Below are 15,231 nucleotides of genomic sequence, written 5' to 3' on the forward strand. Positions count from 1 at the left end.
CCCCGGAGGAGTCCCTCCGGGGGGTCCCCGCTGGCCCGGCGGCGTACGCCGTGGGCGCGTGCGGGTCAGTCCGTCGGCAGTGCGCAGCCGCGTCCCCCGTCGGACATGCCCGACGGGGGACGCGGAGCGTGCTCACGAGGATGTCCGGGTCACGAGTAGGTCGGCCATCACCAGGGCCAGCCGGTTGGCGGCTGCGGATTCCTGGGCAGAGGGGCGGGCCGGGGCCTGCAGCGCGTCTTCTCGTTCGGAGTGTTCGGGCAGGTCCGGCAGGACGGTGAGCGCGGGGATGCCCTCGGCGCGAAGGGCGTCGCGCACGTCGGCGAGGTGGTGCTGCTCGTCGGCAAGGGTGTTGTCGACGTGCGCGATCGCGAGCGCGATGGGGGTGTCCTCGGGCGCGTCCAGATGGGCGAGCAGGAACCGGGCTGTGGCGGCCGGGTCGGCGGGCTGGAGCGTCTCCTCGATCAGGTGCCGCCAGGGGGCGAGGCTGTCCTTGCGGGTGCGGGCGTCGGCCGCTGCCCACCGGGGGTGGTGTTCCTGCCACGTCTGCTCGCCCCAGCGGGCGGTAGCGGCAGGGGCGGCCTCACGCAGGACCGTCTCGGTGAGGGCTTCGTCGTCCCCGCCGCCCTCACCGCTACGATAGTGGGCGTAGGAAAGGGCAACCGCGCCGCGCCCGGTCCACACCGACCTCGACGCCCACACCGTCGACGGGGACCGCAGACGTCTGAGACTCGCGCGAGCCAACTCGTCATGCCCTCCTCCTGGACGGCCGACGCGTGTGGGGCAGCAGGCTGGACAAGGACGAGACGTCATGACCAACCCCCGCCGCCGTGAGCAGGACCGTGCCGTACGCGCGTACAAGCGGGCCCACCCCGGCGTCACCCTGGCCCAGGCCCGCGCCGCCGTCGCCGCCCGCTCCGGCCCGCGCCCTGGCCTCCCCTCCCGGATCGCCGGCGCTCCCCGGCCCCGGCCCGGTGAGCGGCTTGAGGGCTACGTGAAGCGCGTCGCCGTTGCCGCCGGAGTTCAGCGGCACCGGGCTATGGAGCTCCTCGGTCTGGAGCCCGGCGCCTCAGCGACCGAGCGTCTGGACCAGCTCGCCGACGGCCTGCCCGACGCCGCGGTGAAGGCGCTCGTCGCGGCCACCGGCATGACCCCGCAGCAGGCCCGCGCCCTGACCGCCCCACGTACTCCCGCCCAGCAGCACGAGGAGCTTGAGGACCTAGTGCGCCGCCACCTGCACACGAAGAACTTCCGGCGTGGCGGCGCGGGCAAGACCGTGGGGGAGCCCGAGCTCGCCGGGCTGTTCGCCGAAGCAGACGAGCGGCTCCCGCTCCCGCCCGGCCTGCTCGCCAGCGATTTGCTCTCCGGCTCCTACCGTCCGATCATCGTCGATCCCGACTGGCCGATCGCCGATCTCGACTGGCAGGACGACTTCCCTCGGCCGTCCATCGACCCCGAGGTGTTCAAGGCGGTCGCCCAGGCCCTCGGCATTGAGCAGGGCGACGACCCGGACGCGCCGCCGCGCGCGTAGCAGGGCAACCAGGTGACGTCGGGTCTCAGCAGTTGGGTGGAACGCCGCCGGGCCCCGACATTGCGGGGCCATGACCAGCCTCCTCTGCCTTCTCAGCGGAGATGGCGCTATCGACAAACCGGACCAGCCACCGGGACGCGTCACCGCTACAGACCCCGGGCCGCCGGCTTTCCTTCCGCTCCCCCGCTGACGCAGGTCAAGGCGGAGACCTGCCCGCCAACCGAACACCGGCCGAGCGACGGCTTCGAGCGGACCGGCCTCGGAGGCATGGTCCTACTCCCCAACTACGAAGCACAGCTGTCCGCTCCCTGCGGCAGACTCACTCGGGCCCGCAACGTCCCCTGACGCTTCCCGCCAGGGGCGGCTGCACTGAGTACCGCATGTCGCCGACCGCTGACACGTTCCAGTACCTGAGCCGGGCCGTTCTGAAGGCCGTGGTGGAAGCACGCAAACTCGCGGCACGACTGCCCGCGTCCCCAGCTCGCGGTTAGCTGCTTCCCGTTATCCCGCCCGCCTTGAGAGGAACAGCCCGTGACCGACCAGCCGACCCTGGCCACGCTCACTGAAGAACAGCTGGCCGATCTCATCGCCGAGGCCACGGCGTTCCGCAACCAGCCGTCTCTCCGCCAGTGCCTCTACCCGGGATGTCTCCGGGAGTTCGACATGGCGGCCCGCATGGACGGGCGGGAGCCAGCCCGTCCTTCCTGGTCCGGTGCCGGCTGGCGTCAGGTCACCCGTGGTCCCTCGACCGGCTCCCTCTGCCCCGATCATGTCGGCGTCGTCACCGAGCACCTGCCCCGCACCGTCGACGTGCCCAACGGCCGCTGGATGGTGGCCTGCGCATGCGGCTGGATGTCCCGCTCTCAGAGCTACGGTGGTCTTCTGCGGCCGCTGTGGGAGGAACACCTCCTGCTCGCAGCCGGGGAGCTCGCTGCGCCTGTAACGCTCGCTGAAACACCCGGTCGGCTGTCGCTGGACGAGCACACGGAGGCCAGCCTGGCGGAGCTTTACGAAGACCTGGAGGACACCGAGCACGACCGAGCCGAGACCCGCGAGGCGGCGCAGGCCATGTACAAGGCCTGGGACTGGCACCGGAATACCTTCGGCGGGATCGCACGGGCCGTCAACGCCGTCTGCAACATGATGCGCGCGGGCGTCGGCGACACCCGTGACTGGTCCGCCGACCGGCACGACGCCTATCTGTGGGCCGTCCTCATCGGCTGGGACGACGACACGCTCAAGAACGTCGCGGCACGGCACCGGTGGAACGAGCACCGCATCCACTACGTGCGCGAAATGCGCGCCCTCCTCTCCCCCATTACCGACCCCCAGAAGCAGGAAGCCGCCGAATGAGCCCCCTGACTACCGGAGCCGCAGCTCCCACAACCGGCCCCGCCCTCTCCACGGCAAAGCGTCAGTGCGGGCGCACGTCCTCTGGGACCGCGGAGGAGGGCAAGCCGCTCGAGGAGATGCCGCCCTGGGCCCAGGAGGTCGTGTTCAGGGATGCCCTCGGGCTGTTGAGGGACGAGGACGCAACCTGGGTTCCGTACACCTCGCCGCGCGGGACCGAGTTCGTCATCATCTCGGCCTGCGGCTTCCGCTACACGGTCTCCAAGAACGGAATCGCGTAACCCGCCCACAGCAGTCTCACGAATGTGGCGCATGGCCTATGGCGGCCATCTGGCGGTCGAGACGTACATCCGCATCACCAGCGCGCCAACGGAGATCACCGCCGCCTTCGCGGCGCTCTCCCCCCGGGCTCCTGGTGGAACGTCGGGGTGCAGCGTCACCAGCTGACCCCGACCCTGCGCGCGGCAGACCAGCCCGCCGGCGGATTCGCCGATCGTCGCCCTTTCCGCACCCGCCCTGTTCACTGCGGCCGTCCTGCCGGCGCTGCACCAAGGCTCCGCCGGCACTCACCACCCGCGGAGCGGAGACACGATGAATGAAGTGCCCCACCAGAGCGTGCCCACCGAAGGCGAACTGCTGCGCGCAGCTCTGGCTGCCGTCGGCCGCTACGCCTTCCCTGGTACTGAGGGAGGGATGACCTTCCTGATCATGGCCGCACTTCCCGGCGCCCCGGACAACGAGGATGCCGCCTATGACGGCCCGCATGTCCTGATGTACGCCGGCGAGCGTGCCGACCGCCCCGCCTCCGAGCACCGTGAACCCTGGTCCGCGCACCTGCACGACGCCACCGGCGACTACCTCACCACCCTGGTCGACGGCACATCGGGCGACCTCGACGCAGTGGTCGACGCAGTCCGGTGCGCCCGCGAGGTAACCGACAAGCTCGCCCACCACTACGGCACCGCCCCGACGCCCTCGCTGTAGTCCTCTACAACTCGGCGCTCCAGGTCCTCCAGAGTCCACGTCCGGGGCCCTGGAGCGCCCACCGTCCGCACGCAATCCCAAATTCACCGCGGCGGCAGTCGACTGGCCACGTCTCCTCGTCGAGGCGACACAAGGTGTCACACGGCCCTGCCCCCACTCAGGGACGGCTGTCCGTTCCCTGCAGCAGGCTCACGGCGGCCACCCAACGTCCCTGACACAGTGCCGCGCCGACAGGGCCGCACCCGCTGCTGCTGCCCCGCCGCCGACCGCACCCGGCCGACCAGATTCGCGGCCAGGCGACGCTGCGGCTGCGGTCGGCTTCAGTGACCACGGCCGCAGCAACCGTCGGCCTCTCTTCAAGGAAGGCGTACATGAGCACCGCCCCGTACACCGATGACGACCTCCGCGCCGAGGCTGCCCGCCAGCGCGGCACTCTCACCCAGGATCCCGACATCATGGGTGTCGGCGAGCAGATGGAGGGCAACCTCCGCTGGGCGGAGCTCAACCAGGAGCAGTTCCGCCAGGCGCAGCAGAAGATCTACGACCTGATCAACAACGCTCCCGACCTCTCCCAGTGGTCCGTCGTTCTCGGCGCCGACGGCCTGGAACCGCTCTCCAAGACGCTGAACGGCCCCGGCGTCCGCATCCTCATTGCCGTCCGCCCCGACGTGCCCCAGGAACTGCGCGGCACCTTGGTAGAGAGCATCGGTGCCGAGGTCGCGCAGCTCGACGCGTCTCAGTCATCCGCGCACACCGTGAAGGAGCTAGAGGACGAGCTAGCGGCGGCTCGCGCTCGGCTGGTCGTCGCTGAGCAGCGTAAGAGCCGCCGCCAGGCGGAAGTCGAGCTGCTGGAGGAGCGGATTGTTCACCGGCAGCTAGCCGACGCACTGGCTGAGGACGGCTTTGCCGGCGTCCTTCGCTGGTGGATACGCGGTCACGACCACCCTTCCAAGCGGTACGCCCGGGAAGTCATGACCGCATGGCTCCAGAGCCTTTCTTCTCAGCTGTGGTGCCCCGACCACCCTCCGACCACCAACCCTCGCCGTCCCGTCCGCACCTGCAACATCGCGTGGAACGTCTCGCTGACCACGCAGGAAGGGACCGCGGCCCTGGCCAGGTCCTTCAACTCCATAGGCAGTGCCGTACGGCCAGCGTCCCGCACGGACCGCATGCTCCCCGACATGAACATCCAGGTCATACCGCCCTGCACCGAGCTGCGCTTCGGGGCCCGCCGCGAGCCCTGCTTGATCCTCCGGCCCACCCGTGAGGGGTGGGAGCTGGTCACAGCAGTTGGCGCTCCGATCACTGTCGGCTCCAGCGGCGAAGACTGCCGCGCCCTGCTGGTACAGGCGCAAACCATCGCCCTCAGCAGCCTCGACGGCAGCCAAGGCCGATGAAGCAGCAGTCCGCGCATGAGAAGGAAGGCTTCCCCGTGGACCACACCGACGGCTCCCCTACCGGCCGAAGGCCGTTCCTTGCACTGCTCACCGCCACCCCATACGTCGACTGGCTCGTCCGCGTACTACTGGAGGCCGCCGACGAGGAACGCTCCGCACTGCAAGCGGCCCGCCTTCCGACTGCCGTGACCCTCCCGGTCACCGTCGTACGCCACCAGTGCCCGCACTGCCGCCGTACCTGGGCCAAGAAGCCCGCCGCCGCCGCGCACGTCGCCCGCTGCTGGAGCAATCCCGAGGTGCGGTCCTGCAAGACGTGCGAGCACCACGAGCCGGGTGAGGCTGCGGGCGGCTGCTGGGGTGATCCGTACTGCAACTGTCCAGAAGTCCCCGAGGGCTGTGCCGTCGGAGCCGCCACGCCGATGATCACCGACTGTCCGCTGTGGCGGCTGGCTGACGACGCCGAGTGATCCCGCAGAGGCGGGGCCGGTGGACCTAGTACGGCTGCATGAACCCAGGATTCGCCAGCGCGTGACGTACCCAGGCCGCACCAGGTCTCCTCGGACCTCTCAGCCCGCCATGAGTCAAGGAGACACCCACACCCCATGAAGCGCATCGCGTCTGTCGCCCGCAGCGAGGAGGCGATCCTCGACCGGATTCGGGCTCTCGTCATCGAACGAGCGTCCCAAGGACGCCCGCTCCAGTATGAGGAGCTGCCGGCCTTGCACGACGGCACGCTCACGCCCAGCACGACCGACCTCGCCTGTATCGCCGAGGAGGCCGGGGTCACGATGGAATTCCTTCTCGGCATCCACGGCCCGGCTCGGCTTGCGCGGACGGTGAGGATGCGGGTGGGGCGCCTGTACTGGGGGTGGTGGCGCGGCATTGGCCGTCACCGCTGCGGGCCGGGGTGCGGCTCGTGAGCCGCACGGAGCAGGAGTTCGCCGTTCCCCAGAGGCCGCCTGTGATGACCAAACGTCCGCAGGAACGCAAAGACCCTGAGACGGACGGCGTGACCGCGGCGCTTGATCCCCTCGGTTTGGCCGAGCACCTGGACAGGCTGGGGCAGACGTCTGCCGCTGATCTAGTCCGGGCGATGACGGAGGAGCTAGCTCTGGTCCGGCGTGAGCGCGACACCTTGGCCGAGCATGCCCGCCGGATCGCAGGCCTACCGGGCCATGAGCTCAGCCACAACTGTCGGCTGATGGGGCCCGCGATGGAAGCGCTTGACGTTCTGCGCGTCACTCGCCGCTGCCCAAGCACCAGCAACGGCCGACACTGGCCCCTCCGACATCTGAGTGCCACTCGCTGCGCATGGTGCCACGCTCGCCTGCCCGACCGGACCCGCTGATGACCGCAGCGTCCCATGCCTGCTGCGTACGCCGGCTGCCAGCACCGGCGCGGCAGGGTTTGTCTCTGGTCCGGCCTACTCCAAGCCGGACCCACAGCCCGGGCCGCGGCGCCATGGACCAGCGGCTCATCCGCTCCCTGTCCTGACGGTACGGCGGCTGACACAGGTCTCCGCCGCCGCCATCCGCACGAACTCGCGGATCCTCGCTGCTCACCGGCCTGGAGCGGTTCACTGCGGCCACCGAGGAGGGAAGACTCCAGCGCTTCCCCGGCCCGCACAGCAGGGAGTACGTACCGATGAACCGCCCCAAGCCCGGCAGCACCGTCGACATCAGCCAGCTCGTCGAGAAGCTGGACTCGGCGCGCGGCACCGTCGCCTACGACGCCGATAAGGACTACTTCGAGCGCCACCACTCCGAGCGCAGCGAGATCGACACCGTCTTCGACGACCTGATCGACTGGGTCCGCGCCCACCAGGCGGAGGCCGAGCTGGCCAAGCTCGTCAAGCCCGCCTCCGACCCGGACCTGCAGCCCGGTGACCTGATCGTCGTCCACGGCAAGCCCGTCACCGTGCGAGAGATGCGCGTCCACCGACCGCATAGCCATGGCGACTCCGGTCTTCCGCAGCATCGGGCGGCCATGGAGATCGTCACCGGTGTCGGCAGTGAGTGGTTCTCTCTCACGCCCCAGGCGTGACGACCCGGCTCGTGGTGACAGCCCAAGGCAGGGCCGGTCACCACGAGCCGGTACCGCCCGTCCCAAGGACTCCGAGAGGCAGCGAGATGCAAGACCAGCCGCACACACAGATAGTCGTCAACCACACGACCCGGACCGCGTTCGTCGGAGGCTCCTACACGCGTAAGAGCAGTGCGCTGCGCGGAGCGCAGCGGGTCGTGCGCCGCCAGGGAACCGACATCGTCTCGGTGCTGGTCTGCCCTGTTCATCAGCGAGATGACTACCTGAGCATGGCGGACGTCCACGCAGACGTCATGGTCTTCGTCGACCCGTCGTGATCGGAGCAACCTCGAGCGGGGTACCACCGTGAGGAGGGCGAGTGGTCCGCCGGTCTGAACAGGAATACGCCCGCAGCCACATGGCTGCGGGCGTATCTCGTCGTGAGCTGCGCCTGGTGATCAGTCGATGTACTTGCTTAGCAGGGCAGCGGTGGCCCCGGCGGCCAGCTTGGTCGTACGGCTGAGCTTCTGCGTCAGTTTCACGGGGCCCTCTCATCGCGAAGTACCTACGGCTGAGCAGGGAGTCCTGTACCGGTCCGAGCTGTCCTGTCGGAGGCTTCGACAGGCCGGCTGGTGTTCCCTTCATCTGGAGTGGGGGGCTGGCCTTCCCGGTCGGTGTGGTCGGGCTGCAGACCTCGGCGACGGTTCGAGTCGGGCCAGGGCAGATTCAGAAACTTCGACGTCACGGTTCCTCCTTCGACACTGTGGGAGTCGGCCTACGCAGGCTGGACGGTGCGTTTGGGCTCACGGTGGGCACTGGGGCCCGCTCGGGAGCGAGGTGGACGAAACGGCACGGGAGGGACACGCGAAGGCGGCCGGACCTGGAGAGGTCCGGCCGCCTGCATCACGGCGTGTGCCGATGGGTCAGACCGGTCGGGAGAACCGGCAGGGACGACGGACCGAGGTCTTACGGATGGAGCGCATGCGACACCTCCTGTTGGCGGGCCCTCTGGATGAGGGTGGCGCCACAGTAGAAAGCGGAAGGCGGGCGTGCGGCTGCAATTCCCGCCCTGGAGATTCACGTCTCGCGGCGTTGTCTCCGGTACGGGGAATCGGACGTGTCCCGGTTGGTCAGGCGGCACGTGACTGACTGCTGCGCGCGGCGGCGCGGCGTAGGAGAACCGCGTGTTCCTGGACGATGAGGTCGTCGGTGAACTGGTCAGGGGTGCCGGTGACGGTGAGGGTAGCGACCAGAGCGTCGCCGCGAAGGACCGCGGTTGCCAGGCTGTGGGTGGAGCTCGTGCGACTGGCAGCGATTCTGCTGCTCGTCACAGTTCGCGCGAGGTCCTCGCACAAGCGCAGGGGCCGGCCGTCGGCGGTGCTGGTCATCTGCGGCGGCAGGAAGGCCAGGGCGATCCGGCCGGCGGCTGTCCGGGAAAGGTCGCCATCCTGCTGGGCCGCGTCGAGGCGCAGCGCCAGCCGGGGGCTGACCACGTCGACCAGGTCGAGGTGCAGGCCGGCCCCAGGACGCCAGCCTGGGACGTGCCACGCCGTCGCCAGGTTCGTGTCCCTGTGCAGGGCGCGTAGCGTCTCGGTGATCTCTGGAGTGCTGGTCCGTACTGGGGCAGGGCCGAGCAGGACTGCGGCGTCGCAGGTCAACCGGTAGGTGCCGTAGCGCTCGCCGGGTTCGGCAAAGCCTTCTTCGACAGCAGTCAGCAGCAGGCGGGAGGCATGGCCGGGGCGCAGCCCGGCAGAGTGTGCGACGTCGGCGACCTGGTGCTCAAGGTCGGCGCCCAGCTGTGCCAAGGCACGCAAGACTCGACCGAACGCCCTGGCGGACCGATTGGGTTGTGTGGTGGCCGCCGCTGCGGTCACAGGCTGTTGAGCTGCAAGAACAGGCATGGGGCACCAACTCGATTCGCACGGTGACGCGACTGGTTGAAGGTCGTGACCCGAGAGTGCCAACGAGACCGGACACTGGCTTCTACCGTCCTGAGCAGCTGCTCTGTGGGTGGTGTCGTACACGCCGGCCTGCGGGACCGACGGAGGCCTGGGAGCCGAGTAGATGCCGGAGCAACGCTCTCATCGGCGGCAAAGGACAGGCGCTGGGCAGAGGGATCTCGCACGGTGATGGTATGTGCGGCATCGCCCGTTCTACTCAGGCTTGCCCAGCCTTCCCCAGCGCACAGGAGCCCCGATGACCAACGTGAATCCCGGACCAATTCCCACTTCCGGAGGGACGGCAGCCGAAGCCACCCTGCCCTCCGCCGCCGCGCGGCACACGCTCCTGGAGGACTGGCACGCTGCGGGTATCGCCGCCGAGCGTGCTCACCAGGACTACCTCGCCCAGTGGGCGGCGGAGAAGGTCCCGGCCGTGTGCACGGTGGTCTTCCAGGCGGAGGACAGCAAGAACGGCCCCCAGTGGTCCGATCAGAAGGTGACCTTCCTGGGCAGCAGTTCCGACGGAGAGGACGTCCCCCTCGCGTCCTACGACTCCAGGAACGACCCGGAGCTGGTGAAATCGCTGGACGCACTCACTGAGCTCACGCCGCCAGCCCATGAAGACGACGAGCTCCACATAGTCGTCACGAGGGCACGGGCTTGAAGCAGCGGCCGGGGCACGGCCAGGGCCGTGCCCCGGCCGCTGTGTGGGTCAGCTTTCCACCTCGGCGGGCCCGAGGCCCAGCAGGCCGACGCTCAGACGCTGAACTCGTGCGCGGGACTGCAGTTCACAGGGCGCGCGCCGCTCTTCTGAACGCAGACACGGATCTTGTGGCGGCCCTCGAACAGGGTGGGGGTCCGCCAGGAGCAGCTGCCGTTGTTGTAGGAATCGGTGACGGTGGTGATCACCGAGCCGTCCATCCTCAGGATCTGGACGGCCGCCTTGTAGCCGTCGGTCTTGATGTCGCAGGCCGTCACCCTGCCGTTGACGTGGTTGTAGTAGCCCGAGGCGCCGTTACCGCTGGAGTACCACCAGCCGGAGCTTGCGGACGCGGGCGTGGCGGAGATCGCGGCAACCGCGAGCGCGCTTCCCAGAGCGACAGGGAGGGAGCGCTTGATGAAGTGGGGCACTGGCACGGCTTGCTCCTGTTCACAGCGGGACGACTGTCGCCAAGACTGTGCCGGTGAAAGCGGACACCATCGCCCGCTGTCCTGTCCGCTCGGTGCGCGATCATGAAGCCTATGTCTCCTTCCCAGGGCCTATTCCTCGCCGCACTGCTTTTCACGACCGCGGGGGCTGTTGTCGGCGTCGTTGCGTCCCTCAAGATTCGACGCACTCGGCGCCTGCTTCGGGAAGGCTCGGCAGCGCGGGGTGTGGTGACCCGCCATGAGCAGGCTCGTATCGCACCAGGCGCGGACTCCATGAGTACCAGCCGCAGCTCCGGGACCGCCGTGTACTACCCAGTCATCGCATGGAGCACGGGCGATGGCGAAGCGATGGAGACCAGGGCGGACATAGCTCGCCCCAAGAAGAAGACCCTCCCCGTCGGTGCTCGCGTCGAGCTCCGCTACGACCCGAAGGATCCGTCACGCTGGATGCTCCCTGCTGAGGGCAACGGCTTCTGGTGGCTCTTCGTCGCCCAGGGTGTGCTATTCGTCGTGATCGGCTTGGGGTTCTTGCTCGGGGCCTGGTCAAACAGGCTCTGAACCGGAGGGCTGGAGAGAGGGCGACCCTCCGGGATTTCGCAACATCTCCCCTTTGAGCCACTGGCCGGATTGACTGTCACGATCGCACTAGGCACTCGCCTGTCGCCTCCGACTCTGGCTGGCACGTTCCGCCGGGCAGCCACATCTGAAGGACCTCCACAACCGCATGTTCGATTACAGGGCCCACTTGTTCCCCGCTGATGAAGCTGACCTCGGCTCCCAACCGCACGAGTTGTCACCAGCCCGTGCCCTCGCCGAGCTTCGCGATGCCCTGGCCGGATGGATCGCCGAGACTGTCGAGCCGTTCACTGATCAAGCGTTCAACCCTGACCGGGAGCACGGCGGGCACATCGCCATGAGCCTGTTCGAGGCAGTGAGACACCTGCGTACTACCAGCGATTCAGCGGCGTTGCGGACCGCCACGATTCTGGAGCACGCAGCCGTCAACACCCTCTACGCAGCGAACCTGGCTCGCCGCCACGGCTCGGACCAGGCGCCGTACGGGCCCACGGACCTGAGCACATATGTCCGGTCGTCGTACGCCGCTGCGGTTTCCGCCGTTCGTCAGGCTCACGCCGCCGCTGCCACAAACCCCTGCTCCTGCGGTCACTGCCCGGCACGCTGAACCTCTCCACCATGTCGGCGCGGGCGTGGTTAACCGGTAGCGCTCCAGGCTGACGCCGTCAGGATTCGCAGTTCCTCGCACCGCACCCCCTTGACGCCGTGGGATGCGCAGACGTCGATCAGGAACCGGTAGCTCTTCTACGGGACCGACCGGTCGGCGGCTGCCCGGCCACCTCAGGACGGGCAGATTCACACTGCACCGACTGGAGAACCATGCGCGAGAGCCATCCCGTCGAACTTCTCCCTCTGCTCGCCGGCGAACAGGTAGAGGCGTACGCACGTGCCATATGGCGGCAGGCGTGCACTGATGTGGCTGAGATGCTGGCCCGCGACGGCCTGCCCCTTTCGGCCGGCATCGTAGAGGCACATCGTGACCTGACCGAACTCGATCACCCTGCGCCCACACGGCCGGAACAGACCACCCACAAGCCCGGCTGCCGGGCTTTCGACTGCCGATGCGGCTGCCCCCGGGCTCAGGACTGCTCAGACTGCCAGCGATGCATGTGCTGGCGGTCGGAGTGCTGTGCTGAAGTCGCCCTGCAAGCGGCACGGCGCGCGGAGCACACCAGGGCAGTCCGCGCCCTACTCCCCCTTCTCGACCCGCAGACGCTCACCGCAATCCGCGAGAGCGCTGCAATAGCGGAAGAGAGCGCGTGGCGCCGGGTAGCCGCCCGTCGGGTACGCACCCTCGTGCCGGGCAGAGACCGCTACACGATCGCCATTTTCGAGGCTATGGAGACGAAGCTGGGAATGAGCCACGCCGGCTTCGTCGGCCAGGACGTAGAGCTCTACGCCGAGGGGCAGAGCGATCCGAACGAGGCCGTCGACCTGGACGACGGGGAACTGGCCCGGGCGCTGGGTGCACTCAGTGCACTTCTCCGTCCAGTGGAAGGCCATCGTCTCGTCGTGGACCTGCATCTGGGCCAAGAGCAGTCGTAGCTCGATGCCTGATGTCGTGTCGAGATGCGGCCACGCTGAGCCGCTGGCCCTCGTCAGCTGTCTGAGTCCGTGGAACTCAGACAGCTGCACGCCCAAGCCCCTGCGACAACGGTCGTAGTTGTAGGCGAGGGAGGGTGTCAGGTGCCTTCCAGGCACCGGCTGTAGAGGTCGGTGAGCGTCCGCAGCTGGGAGGAGCCGTCGTCACCAAGAGGGTGCTGCTCCCACCAAACCCGGATCTGCGCAGTCTGCTCCAAGCCACGTTCGAGGGTGATGCCGGCCCGTTCGAGCCAGGCACTCCGCGCGTCTTCCAGCTCGACAAGGAGTTCGCGCCCAGGCCGCCGCCCTAGCTTGTTGTTCACCAGGGCGGCGGCTTCGTCCTCCGGCTGGGCCTCGGCGGCCGGGGAGGTCACCCGCAAGACGTCGCGCACTTCGGTGACGCGAAGCCCGGTCTCCTTCAAGGCTTCGACCGTTTCCCACAGTGCCTGAGCGATGTCTTCCTCGGTCTGCATGGAGACGAGTACGGCGCCGCCCGGTGCGCCGGGCCAGCGAGCAGCGCCGGTCAGCCACTCCCAGGTGGCCGTGCCGGATCGCTCGAGGTTGCCGGGGAGCGCTGCGATGTCCGGGGCACCGAGGAAGTGGACGTACGCCTCGTACGACCATCCGCCGTCCGGCATCTCATCAGCAGCTGGCAGGTCGAACAGCGAGCTTTGGCCCTCGCAGGTGTCCAGGTCATCTTGCATGCGATCACCCTAGGTCCGGCACGCCCGCGCCTTGGACCCGAGCGTGGTCAGGGTGCCGGCGGGGCCGGCCCCCGGTCCACCGGGTCGGAGCTCAAGAGGCAGCCGGGTCAGGCGCCGCAGGCGTGATTCGCGACGGCACAACATCCACGCGACTTCTCGTGTCTCGTGGTGGGCGGCAAGAGCGTCGGGCGGATGCGCCTGAGTACGCCGACCGCGCGTGCAGCTTCCTTGTCACCCAAGCCGCACCAGCTTTCACAAGGAGTACCCGTGAACCATCTTCCGTTGGCTGAGTCCGAGGTCAACGCGTTGGCGTTGAGCATGATCGATCTGCGCATGATGCACATCGTCAACGGCGTCCCCCAGCAGCCGGCACCCATCAAGGGCCGCGAGCATGAGTGCGTCGCCGCGGAGCTGGGGTTGCCGGTCGTTGCGCTCGACGACGCCCTGCGTGCCTACGTCGACGAGCACCGCCGCTTCCTCTCATGGCATCCCGCAGCGCCTCTGGGCATCAGCGCTCACAAGCTCGCGTCAACCGGGTGGGTTGTCAGTGCTCTGGAGACGAGGGCGGCCCTGGCCGTGCTCGACAGGAGCAGTAGCAAGTCCGTACGCACGGTCGTGGAGGGCCGTTTCGGCGCCGTTGGCGCGGACCTTGGGACATGGGACGACTGGACGAAGATGCTGCGGGGCAGCGCGGACTCCGGTTCCCCGCTCCTCTTCGGTCCGCCGACATACGACGGCCCCTGGGCCGAGGCCGAGCTCCTCCTCGACAGCGACTGGCGTTCGGCCTAGTTCTCGCCGTCGTTCCCTGCGCCCGGCCAGATAGAGCAGAGTGGGTTCGCGGACGGGGAGGGACTCCGCCCGTGAGGAGGGGGCCCAACCCATGAGGGACCGAGAGCAGGGAGAGTCTCGCGCCAGCATGCTGGTTGCCGTCGACGAGCGTGATCTCGCCTTCGTACCGGAAGCCCGCGGCAGCGGTCAGTCGTTCACCCTGTACTGGCGCAGCGTGCATGCCCGGGCGGAGGAAGCTCTGACGAAAGGCGAACAGCCGCTGCTGGCGCCCTTGGTCGACTTTGCCTACATCCGCGCATGTAACGACGTGGGGCTCGACCCTCGCTCGAAGGCTGGCTTCGACGCGTACGCGCACCGCTTGCACCCGGTGGATGAGCTGTGGCCGTTCGCTGGGGAGTCTCCAGAGGAGATGCTGCGGCAGATGCGCAGGGAGCAGTCGGCGTGGGCCATGATGATCCGCTGTCGGAAGGTGTTCGGTGCGGCACAGTCTCGCTTTGGTCCTCAAGCGGAGGCTTGGGCCAGGGGCTGTTCTGCCCGCGTCCTGCAAGCCCTCGTCGATGAGGTGCTCGGCGGTGCGCCATCGACCGCTGCGTATGGCCTGGTCACCCTGGTGGCCAAGGCCGCTGGTTTCGAACTCGGCGCATACTCGCTCGCGGTGGAGGCTGGTCCGAAGCCGGGGGTTCAGGACCGGGACCGGGAGCGTTTCACCGCGGCGTTGGGGGCCTCCCTCATCGCGGGCGCCAAGGGAGTTCTGACCCTGGAAATCGGGGATGCGCGGCGTGTGCAGGTCTGGGAGCTGGCTGATCAACGTCTTACACCCAGCGAGCACGGGCAGCTCCTTCTGGAGCCGGACGGCCACCACGCGTCCCAGCCGCAGCCGGCGTACGTGCCCGGTCCGCCGCTCCCCCAGCCTGTCTGACCGATTGCTGTTCGAAAGGATGAACCGCATGAACACCATTCCGGGGCACCCTCACGGAAGGCACTTCCAGCACTGCTTCGTCTACGAGGGGAGCTTCTGCTCCTGCGGAGGTCAGTACACCGGAGACGACGCTGGCCCGCGCCTGGACCTGCCTCCCACTCCCTTCAACCTGCTCGTCCCCCGCCGCCCGCCGCAGGACGAACTGCGGTGACCAACGCTGTCGTCTCCGCACGGGCCAGGGCTCGATCGCACCGGCACCCCGTGGGCCGTCCACGGTGAGATCCGACACCCA

Annotated in this window: 20 protein-coding genes; 16 read left to right on the forward strand and 4 right to left on the reverse strand. The window is 68.6% G+C overall.

The window, feature by feature from the left end:
- Nucleotides 1–132: 132 nt before the first annotated feature.
- Nucleotides 133–741, reverse strand: coding sequence for a hypothetical protein (locus ABT170_RS14370; protein WP_351867183.1), 609 nt, complete (start codon nucleotides 739–741; stop codon nucleotides 133–135).
- A 67-nt stretch (nucleotides 742–808) separates the two neighbouring features.
- Between ABT170_RS14370 and ABT170_RS14375 the strand changes: the two genes are divergently transcribed.
- The 9 genes from ABT170_RS14375 (at nucleotide 809) to ABT170_RS14415 (ending at nucleotide 7,619) form a co-directional block, all read left to right on the forward strand.
- Nucleotides 809–1,528, forward strand: a complete 720-nt coding sequence (locus ABT170_RS14375) for a TniQ family protein (RefSeq protein ID WP_351867186.1) — start codon at nucleotides 809–811, stop codon at nucleotides 1,526–1,528.
- 531 nt (nucleotides 1,529–2,059) lie between these two features.
- Entirely contained in the window at nucleotides 2,060–2,881 is an 822-nt protein-coding gene (locus ABT170_RS14380) for a hypothetical protein (protein ID WP_351867189.1), read from the forward strand.
- A gap of 140 nt (nucleotides 2,882–3,021) precedes the next feature.
- Nucleotides 3,022–3,159 (forward strand): hypothetical protein, encoded by a 138-nt coding sequence (locus ABT170_RS14385; RefSeq protein WP_351867192.1) that lies wholly within the window; start codon nucleotides 3,022–3,024, stop codon nucleotides 3,157–3,159.
- Between the two features lie 310 nt (nucleotides 3,160–3,469).
- Nucleotides 3,470–3,862 carry a hypothetical protein gene (locus ABT170_RS14390; protein WP_351867194.1) on the forward strand — a complete coding sequence of 131 codons (393 nt, stop codon included), beginning with the start codon at nucleotides 3,470–3,472 and terminating at the stop codon, nucleotides 3,860–3,862.
- Between the two features lie 371 nt (nucleotides 3,863–4,233).
- A complete protein-coding gene (locus tag ABT170_RS14395) occupies nucleotides 4,234–5,259 on the forward strand; it encodes a hypothetical protein (RefSeq protein WP_351867197.1) in 1,026 nt (341 codons plus the stop codon).
- Nucleotides 5,256–5,726, forward strand: a complete 471-nt coding sequence (locus ABT170_RS14400) for a hypothetical protein (protein WP_351867199.1) — start codon at nucleotides 5,256–5,258, stop codon at nucleotides 5,724–5,726. Before ABT170_RS14395 ends, ABT170_RS14400 begins: the two co-directional genes overlap by 4 nt.
- Before the next feature lie 135 nt (nucleotides 5,727–5,861).
- Nucleotides 5,862–6,179: a hypothetical protein gene (locus ABT170_RS14405; RefSeq protein WP_351867201.1), complete on the forward strand. Its 318-nt coding sequence runs from the start codon at nucleotides 5,862–5,864 to the stop codon at nucleotides 6,177–6,179.
- A gap of 724 nt (nucleotides 6,180–6,903) precedes the next feature.
- A complete protein-coding gene (locus tag ABT170_RS14410) occupies nucleotides 6,904–7,302 on the forward strand; it encodes a hypothetical protein (protein WP_351867204.1) in 399 nt (132 codons plus the stop codon).
- 86 nt (nucleotides 7,303–7,388) lie between these two features.
- Nucleotides 7,389–7,619 carry a hypothetical protein gene (locus ABT170_RS14415; RefSeq protein ID WP_351867207.1) on the forward strand — a complete coding sequence of 77 codons (231 nt, stop codon included), beginning with the start codon at nucleotides 7,389–7,391 and terminating at the stop codon, nucleotides 7,617–7,619.
- A 792-nt stretch (nucleotides 7,620–8,411) separates the two neighbouring features.
- Here the strand turns inward: ABT170_RS14415 and ABT170_RS14420 are convergent.
- Nucleotides 8,412–9,086: an IclR family transcriptional regulator gene (locus tag ABT170_RS14420; protein ID WP_351867210.1), complete on the reverse strand. Its 675-nt coding sequence runs from the start codon at nucleotides 9,084–9,086 to the stop codon at nucleotides 8,412–8,414.
- 391 nt (nucleotides 9,087–9,477) lie between these two features.
- On the opposite strand from ABT170_RS14420, the gene ABT170_RS14425 reads away from it, so the two are divergent.
- Nucleotides 9,478–9,885, forward strand: coding sequence for a hypothetical protein (locus tag ABT170_RS14425; RefSeq protein WP_351867212.1), 408 nt, complete (start codon nucleotides 9,478–9,480; stop codon nucleotides 9,883–9,885).
- Nucleotides 9,886–9,977: 92 nt separating this feature from the next.
- Here ABT170_RS14425 and ABT170_RS14430 read toward each other — a convergent pair whose 3' ends face one another.
- On the reverse strand, nucleotides 9,978–10,358 hold the full coding sequence (locus ABT170_RS14430; RefSeq protein ID WP_351867215.1) for a hypothetical protein: 381 nt from the start codon (nucleotides 10,356–10,358) through the stop codon (nucleotides 9,978–9,980).
- Nucleotides 10,359–10,463: 105 nt separating this feature from the next.
- Between ABT170_RS14430 and ABT170_RS14435 the strand changes: the two genes are divergently transcribed.
- The 3 genes from ABT170_RS14435 (at nucleotide 10,464) to ABT170_RS14445 (ending at nucleotide 12,491) form a co-directional block, all read left to right on the forward strand.
- Nucleotides 10,464–10,928: a DUF3592 domain-containing protein gene (locus tag ABT170_RS14435; protein ID WP_351867218.1), complete on the forward strand. Its 465-nt coding sequence runs from the start codon at nucleotides 10,464–10,466 to the stop codon at nucleotides 10,926–10,928.
- A 166-nt stretch (nucleotides 10,929–11,094) separates the two neighbouring features.
- Nucleotides 11,095–11,553 carry a hypothetical protein gene (locus tag ABT170_RS14440; protein WP_351867220.1) on the forward strand — a complete coding sequence of 153 codons (459 nt, stop codon included), beginning with the start codon at nucleotides 11,095–11,097 and terminating at the stop codon, nucleotides 11,551–11,553.
- Nucleotides 11,554–12,284: 731 nt separating this feature from the next.
- Nucleotides 12,285–12,491 carry a hypothetical protein gene (locus tag ABT170_RS14445; protein ID WP_351867223.1) on the forward strand — a complete coding sequence of 69 codons (207 nt, stop codon included), beginning with the start codon at nucleotides 12,285–12,287 and terminating at the stop codon, nucleotides 12,489–12,491.
- A gap of 137 nt (nucleotides 12,492–12,628) precedes the next feature.
- On the opposite strand, the gene ABT170_RS14450 is transcribed toward ABT170_RS14445, so the two are convergent.
- A complete protein-coding gene (locus ABT170_RS14450) occupies nucleotides 12,629–13,231 on the reverse strand; it encodes a hypothetical protein (RefSeq protein WP_351867226.1) in 603 nt (200 codons plus the stop codon).
- A gap of 267 nt (nucleotides 13,232–13,498) precedes the next feature.
- On the opposite strand from ABT170_RS14450, the gene ABT170_RS14455 reads away from it, so the two are divergent.
- The 3 genes from ABT170_RS14455 (at nucleotide 13,499) to ABT170_RS14465 (ending at nucleotide 15,150) form a co-directional block, all read left to right on the forward strand.
- Nucleotides 13,499–14,020: a hypothetical protein gene (locus ABT170_RS14455; RefSeq protein WP_351867229.1), complete on the forward strand. Its 522-nt coding sequence runs from the start codon at nucleotides 13,499–13,501 to the stop codon at nucleotides 14,018–14,020.
- A 127-nt stretch (nucleotides 14,021–14,147) separates the two neighbouring features.
- The gene (locus ABT170_RS14460; RefSeq protein WP_351867232.1) at nucleotides 14,148–14,939 is read left to right on the forward strand and encodes a hypothetical protein; all 792 of its coding nucleotides are present in this window, start codon (nucleotides 14,148–14,150) and stop codon (nucleotides 14,937–14,939) included.
- Between the two features lie 28 nt (nucleotides 14,940–14,967).
- Nucleotides 14,968–15,150: a hypothetical protein gene (locus tag ABT170_RS14465; RefSeq protein ID WP_351867234.1), complete on the forward strand. Its 183-nt coding sequence runs from the start codon at nucleotides 14,968–14,970 to the stop codon at nucleotides 15,148–15,150.
- Nucleotides 15,151–15,231 lie beyond the last annotated feature (81 nt).

The organism is Streptomyces sp. NPDC001787 (assembly GCF_040297465.1).
In the GTDB taxonomy this organism is placed as follows: domain Bacteria; phylum Actinomycetota; class Actinomycetes; order Streptomycetales; family Streptomycetaceae; genus Streptomyces.

What these genes read in the sequence shown, in the direction of transcription:
- ABT170_RS14410 (WP_351867204.1), top strand. Translation starts at nt 6,904, where the DNA reads ATGAACCGCCCCAAGCCCGGCAGCACCGTCGACATCAGCCAGCTCGTC.
- ABT170_RS14450 (WP_351867226.1), bottom strand. Translation starts at nt 13,231, where the DNA reads ATGCAAGATGACCTGGACACCTGCGAGGGCCAAAGCTCGCTGTTCGAC.
- ABT170_RS14395 (WP_351867197.1), top strand. Translation starts at nt 4,234, where the DNA reads ATGAGCACCGCCCCGTACACCGATGACGACCTCCGCGCCGAGGCTGCC.
- ABT170_RS14375 (WP_351867186.1), top strand. Translation starts at nt 809, where the DNA reads ATGACCAACCCCCGCCGCCGTGAGCAGGACCGTGCCGTACGCGCGTAC.
- ABT170_RS14405 (WP_351867201.1), top strand. Translation starts at nt 5,862, where the DNA reads ATGAAGCGCATCGCGTCTGTCGCCCGCAGCGAGGAGGCGATCCTCGAC.
- ABT170_RS14465 (WP_351867234.1), top strand. Translation starts at nt 14,968, where the DNA reads ATGAACACCATTCCGGGGCACCCTCACGGAAGGCACTTCCAGCACTGC.
- ABT170_RS14460 (WP_351867232.1), top strand. Translation starts at nt 14,148, where the DNA reads ATGCTGGTTGCCGTCGACGAGCGTGATCTCGCCTTCGTACCGGAAGCC.
- ABT170_RS14415 (WP_351867207.1), top strand. Translation starts at nt 7,389, where the DNA reads ATGCAAGACCAGCCGCACACACAGATAGTCGTCAACCACACGACCCGG.
- ABT170_RS14435 (WP_351867218.1), top strand. Translation starts at nt 10,464, where the DNA reads ATGTCTCCTTCCCAGGGCCTATTCCTCGCCGCACTGCTTTTCACGACC.
- ABT170_RS14390 (WP_351867194.1), top strand. Translation starts at nt 3,470, where the DNA reads ATGAATGAAGTGCCCCACCAGAGCGTGCCCACCGAAGGCGAACTGCTG.
- ABT170_RS14445 (WP_351867223.1), top strand. Translation starts at nt 12,285, where the DNA reads ATGGAGACGAAGCTGGGAATGAGCCACGCCGGCTTCGTCGGCCAGGAC.
- ABT170_RS14440 (WP_351867220.1), top strand. Translation starts at nt 11,095, where the DNA reads ATGTTCGATTACAGGGCCCACTTGTTCCCCGCTGATGAAGCTGACCTC.
- ABT170_RS14425 (WP_351867212.1), top strand. Translation starts at nt 9,478, where the DNA reads ATGACCAACGTGAATCCCGGACCAATTCCCACTTCCGGAGGGACGGCA.
- ABT170_RS14400 (WP_351867199.1), top strand. Translation starts at nt 5,256, where the DNA reads ATGAAGCAGCAGTCCGCGCATGAGAAGGAAGGCTTCCCCGTGGACCAC.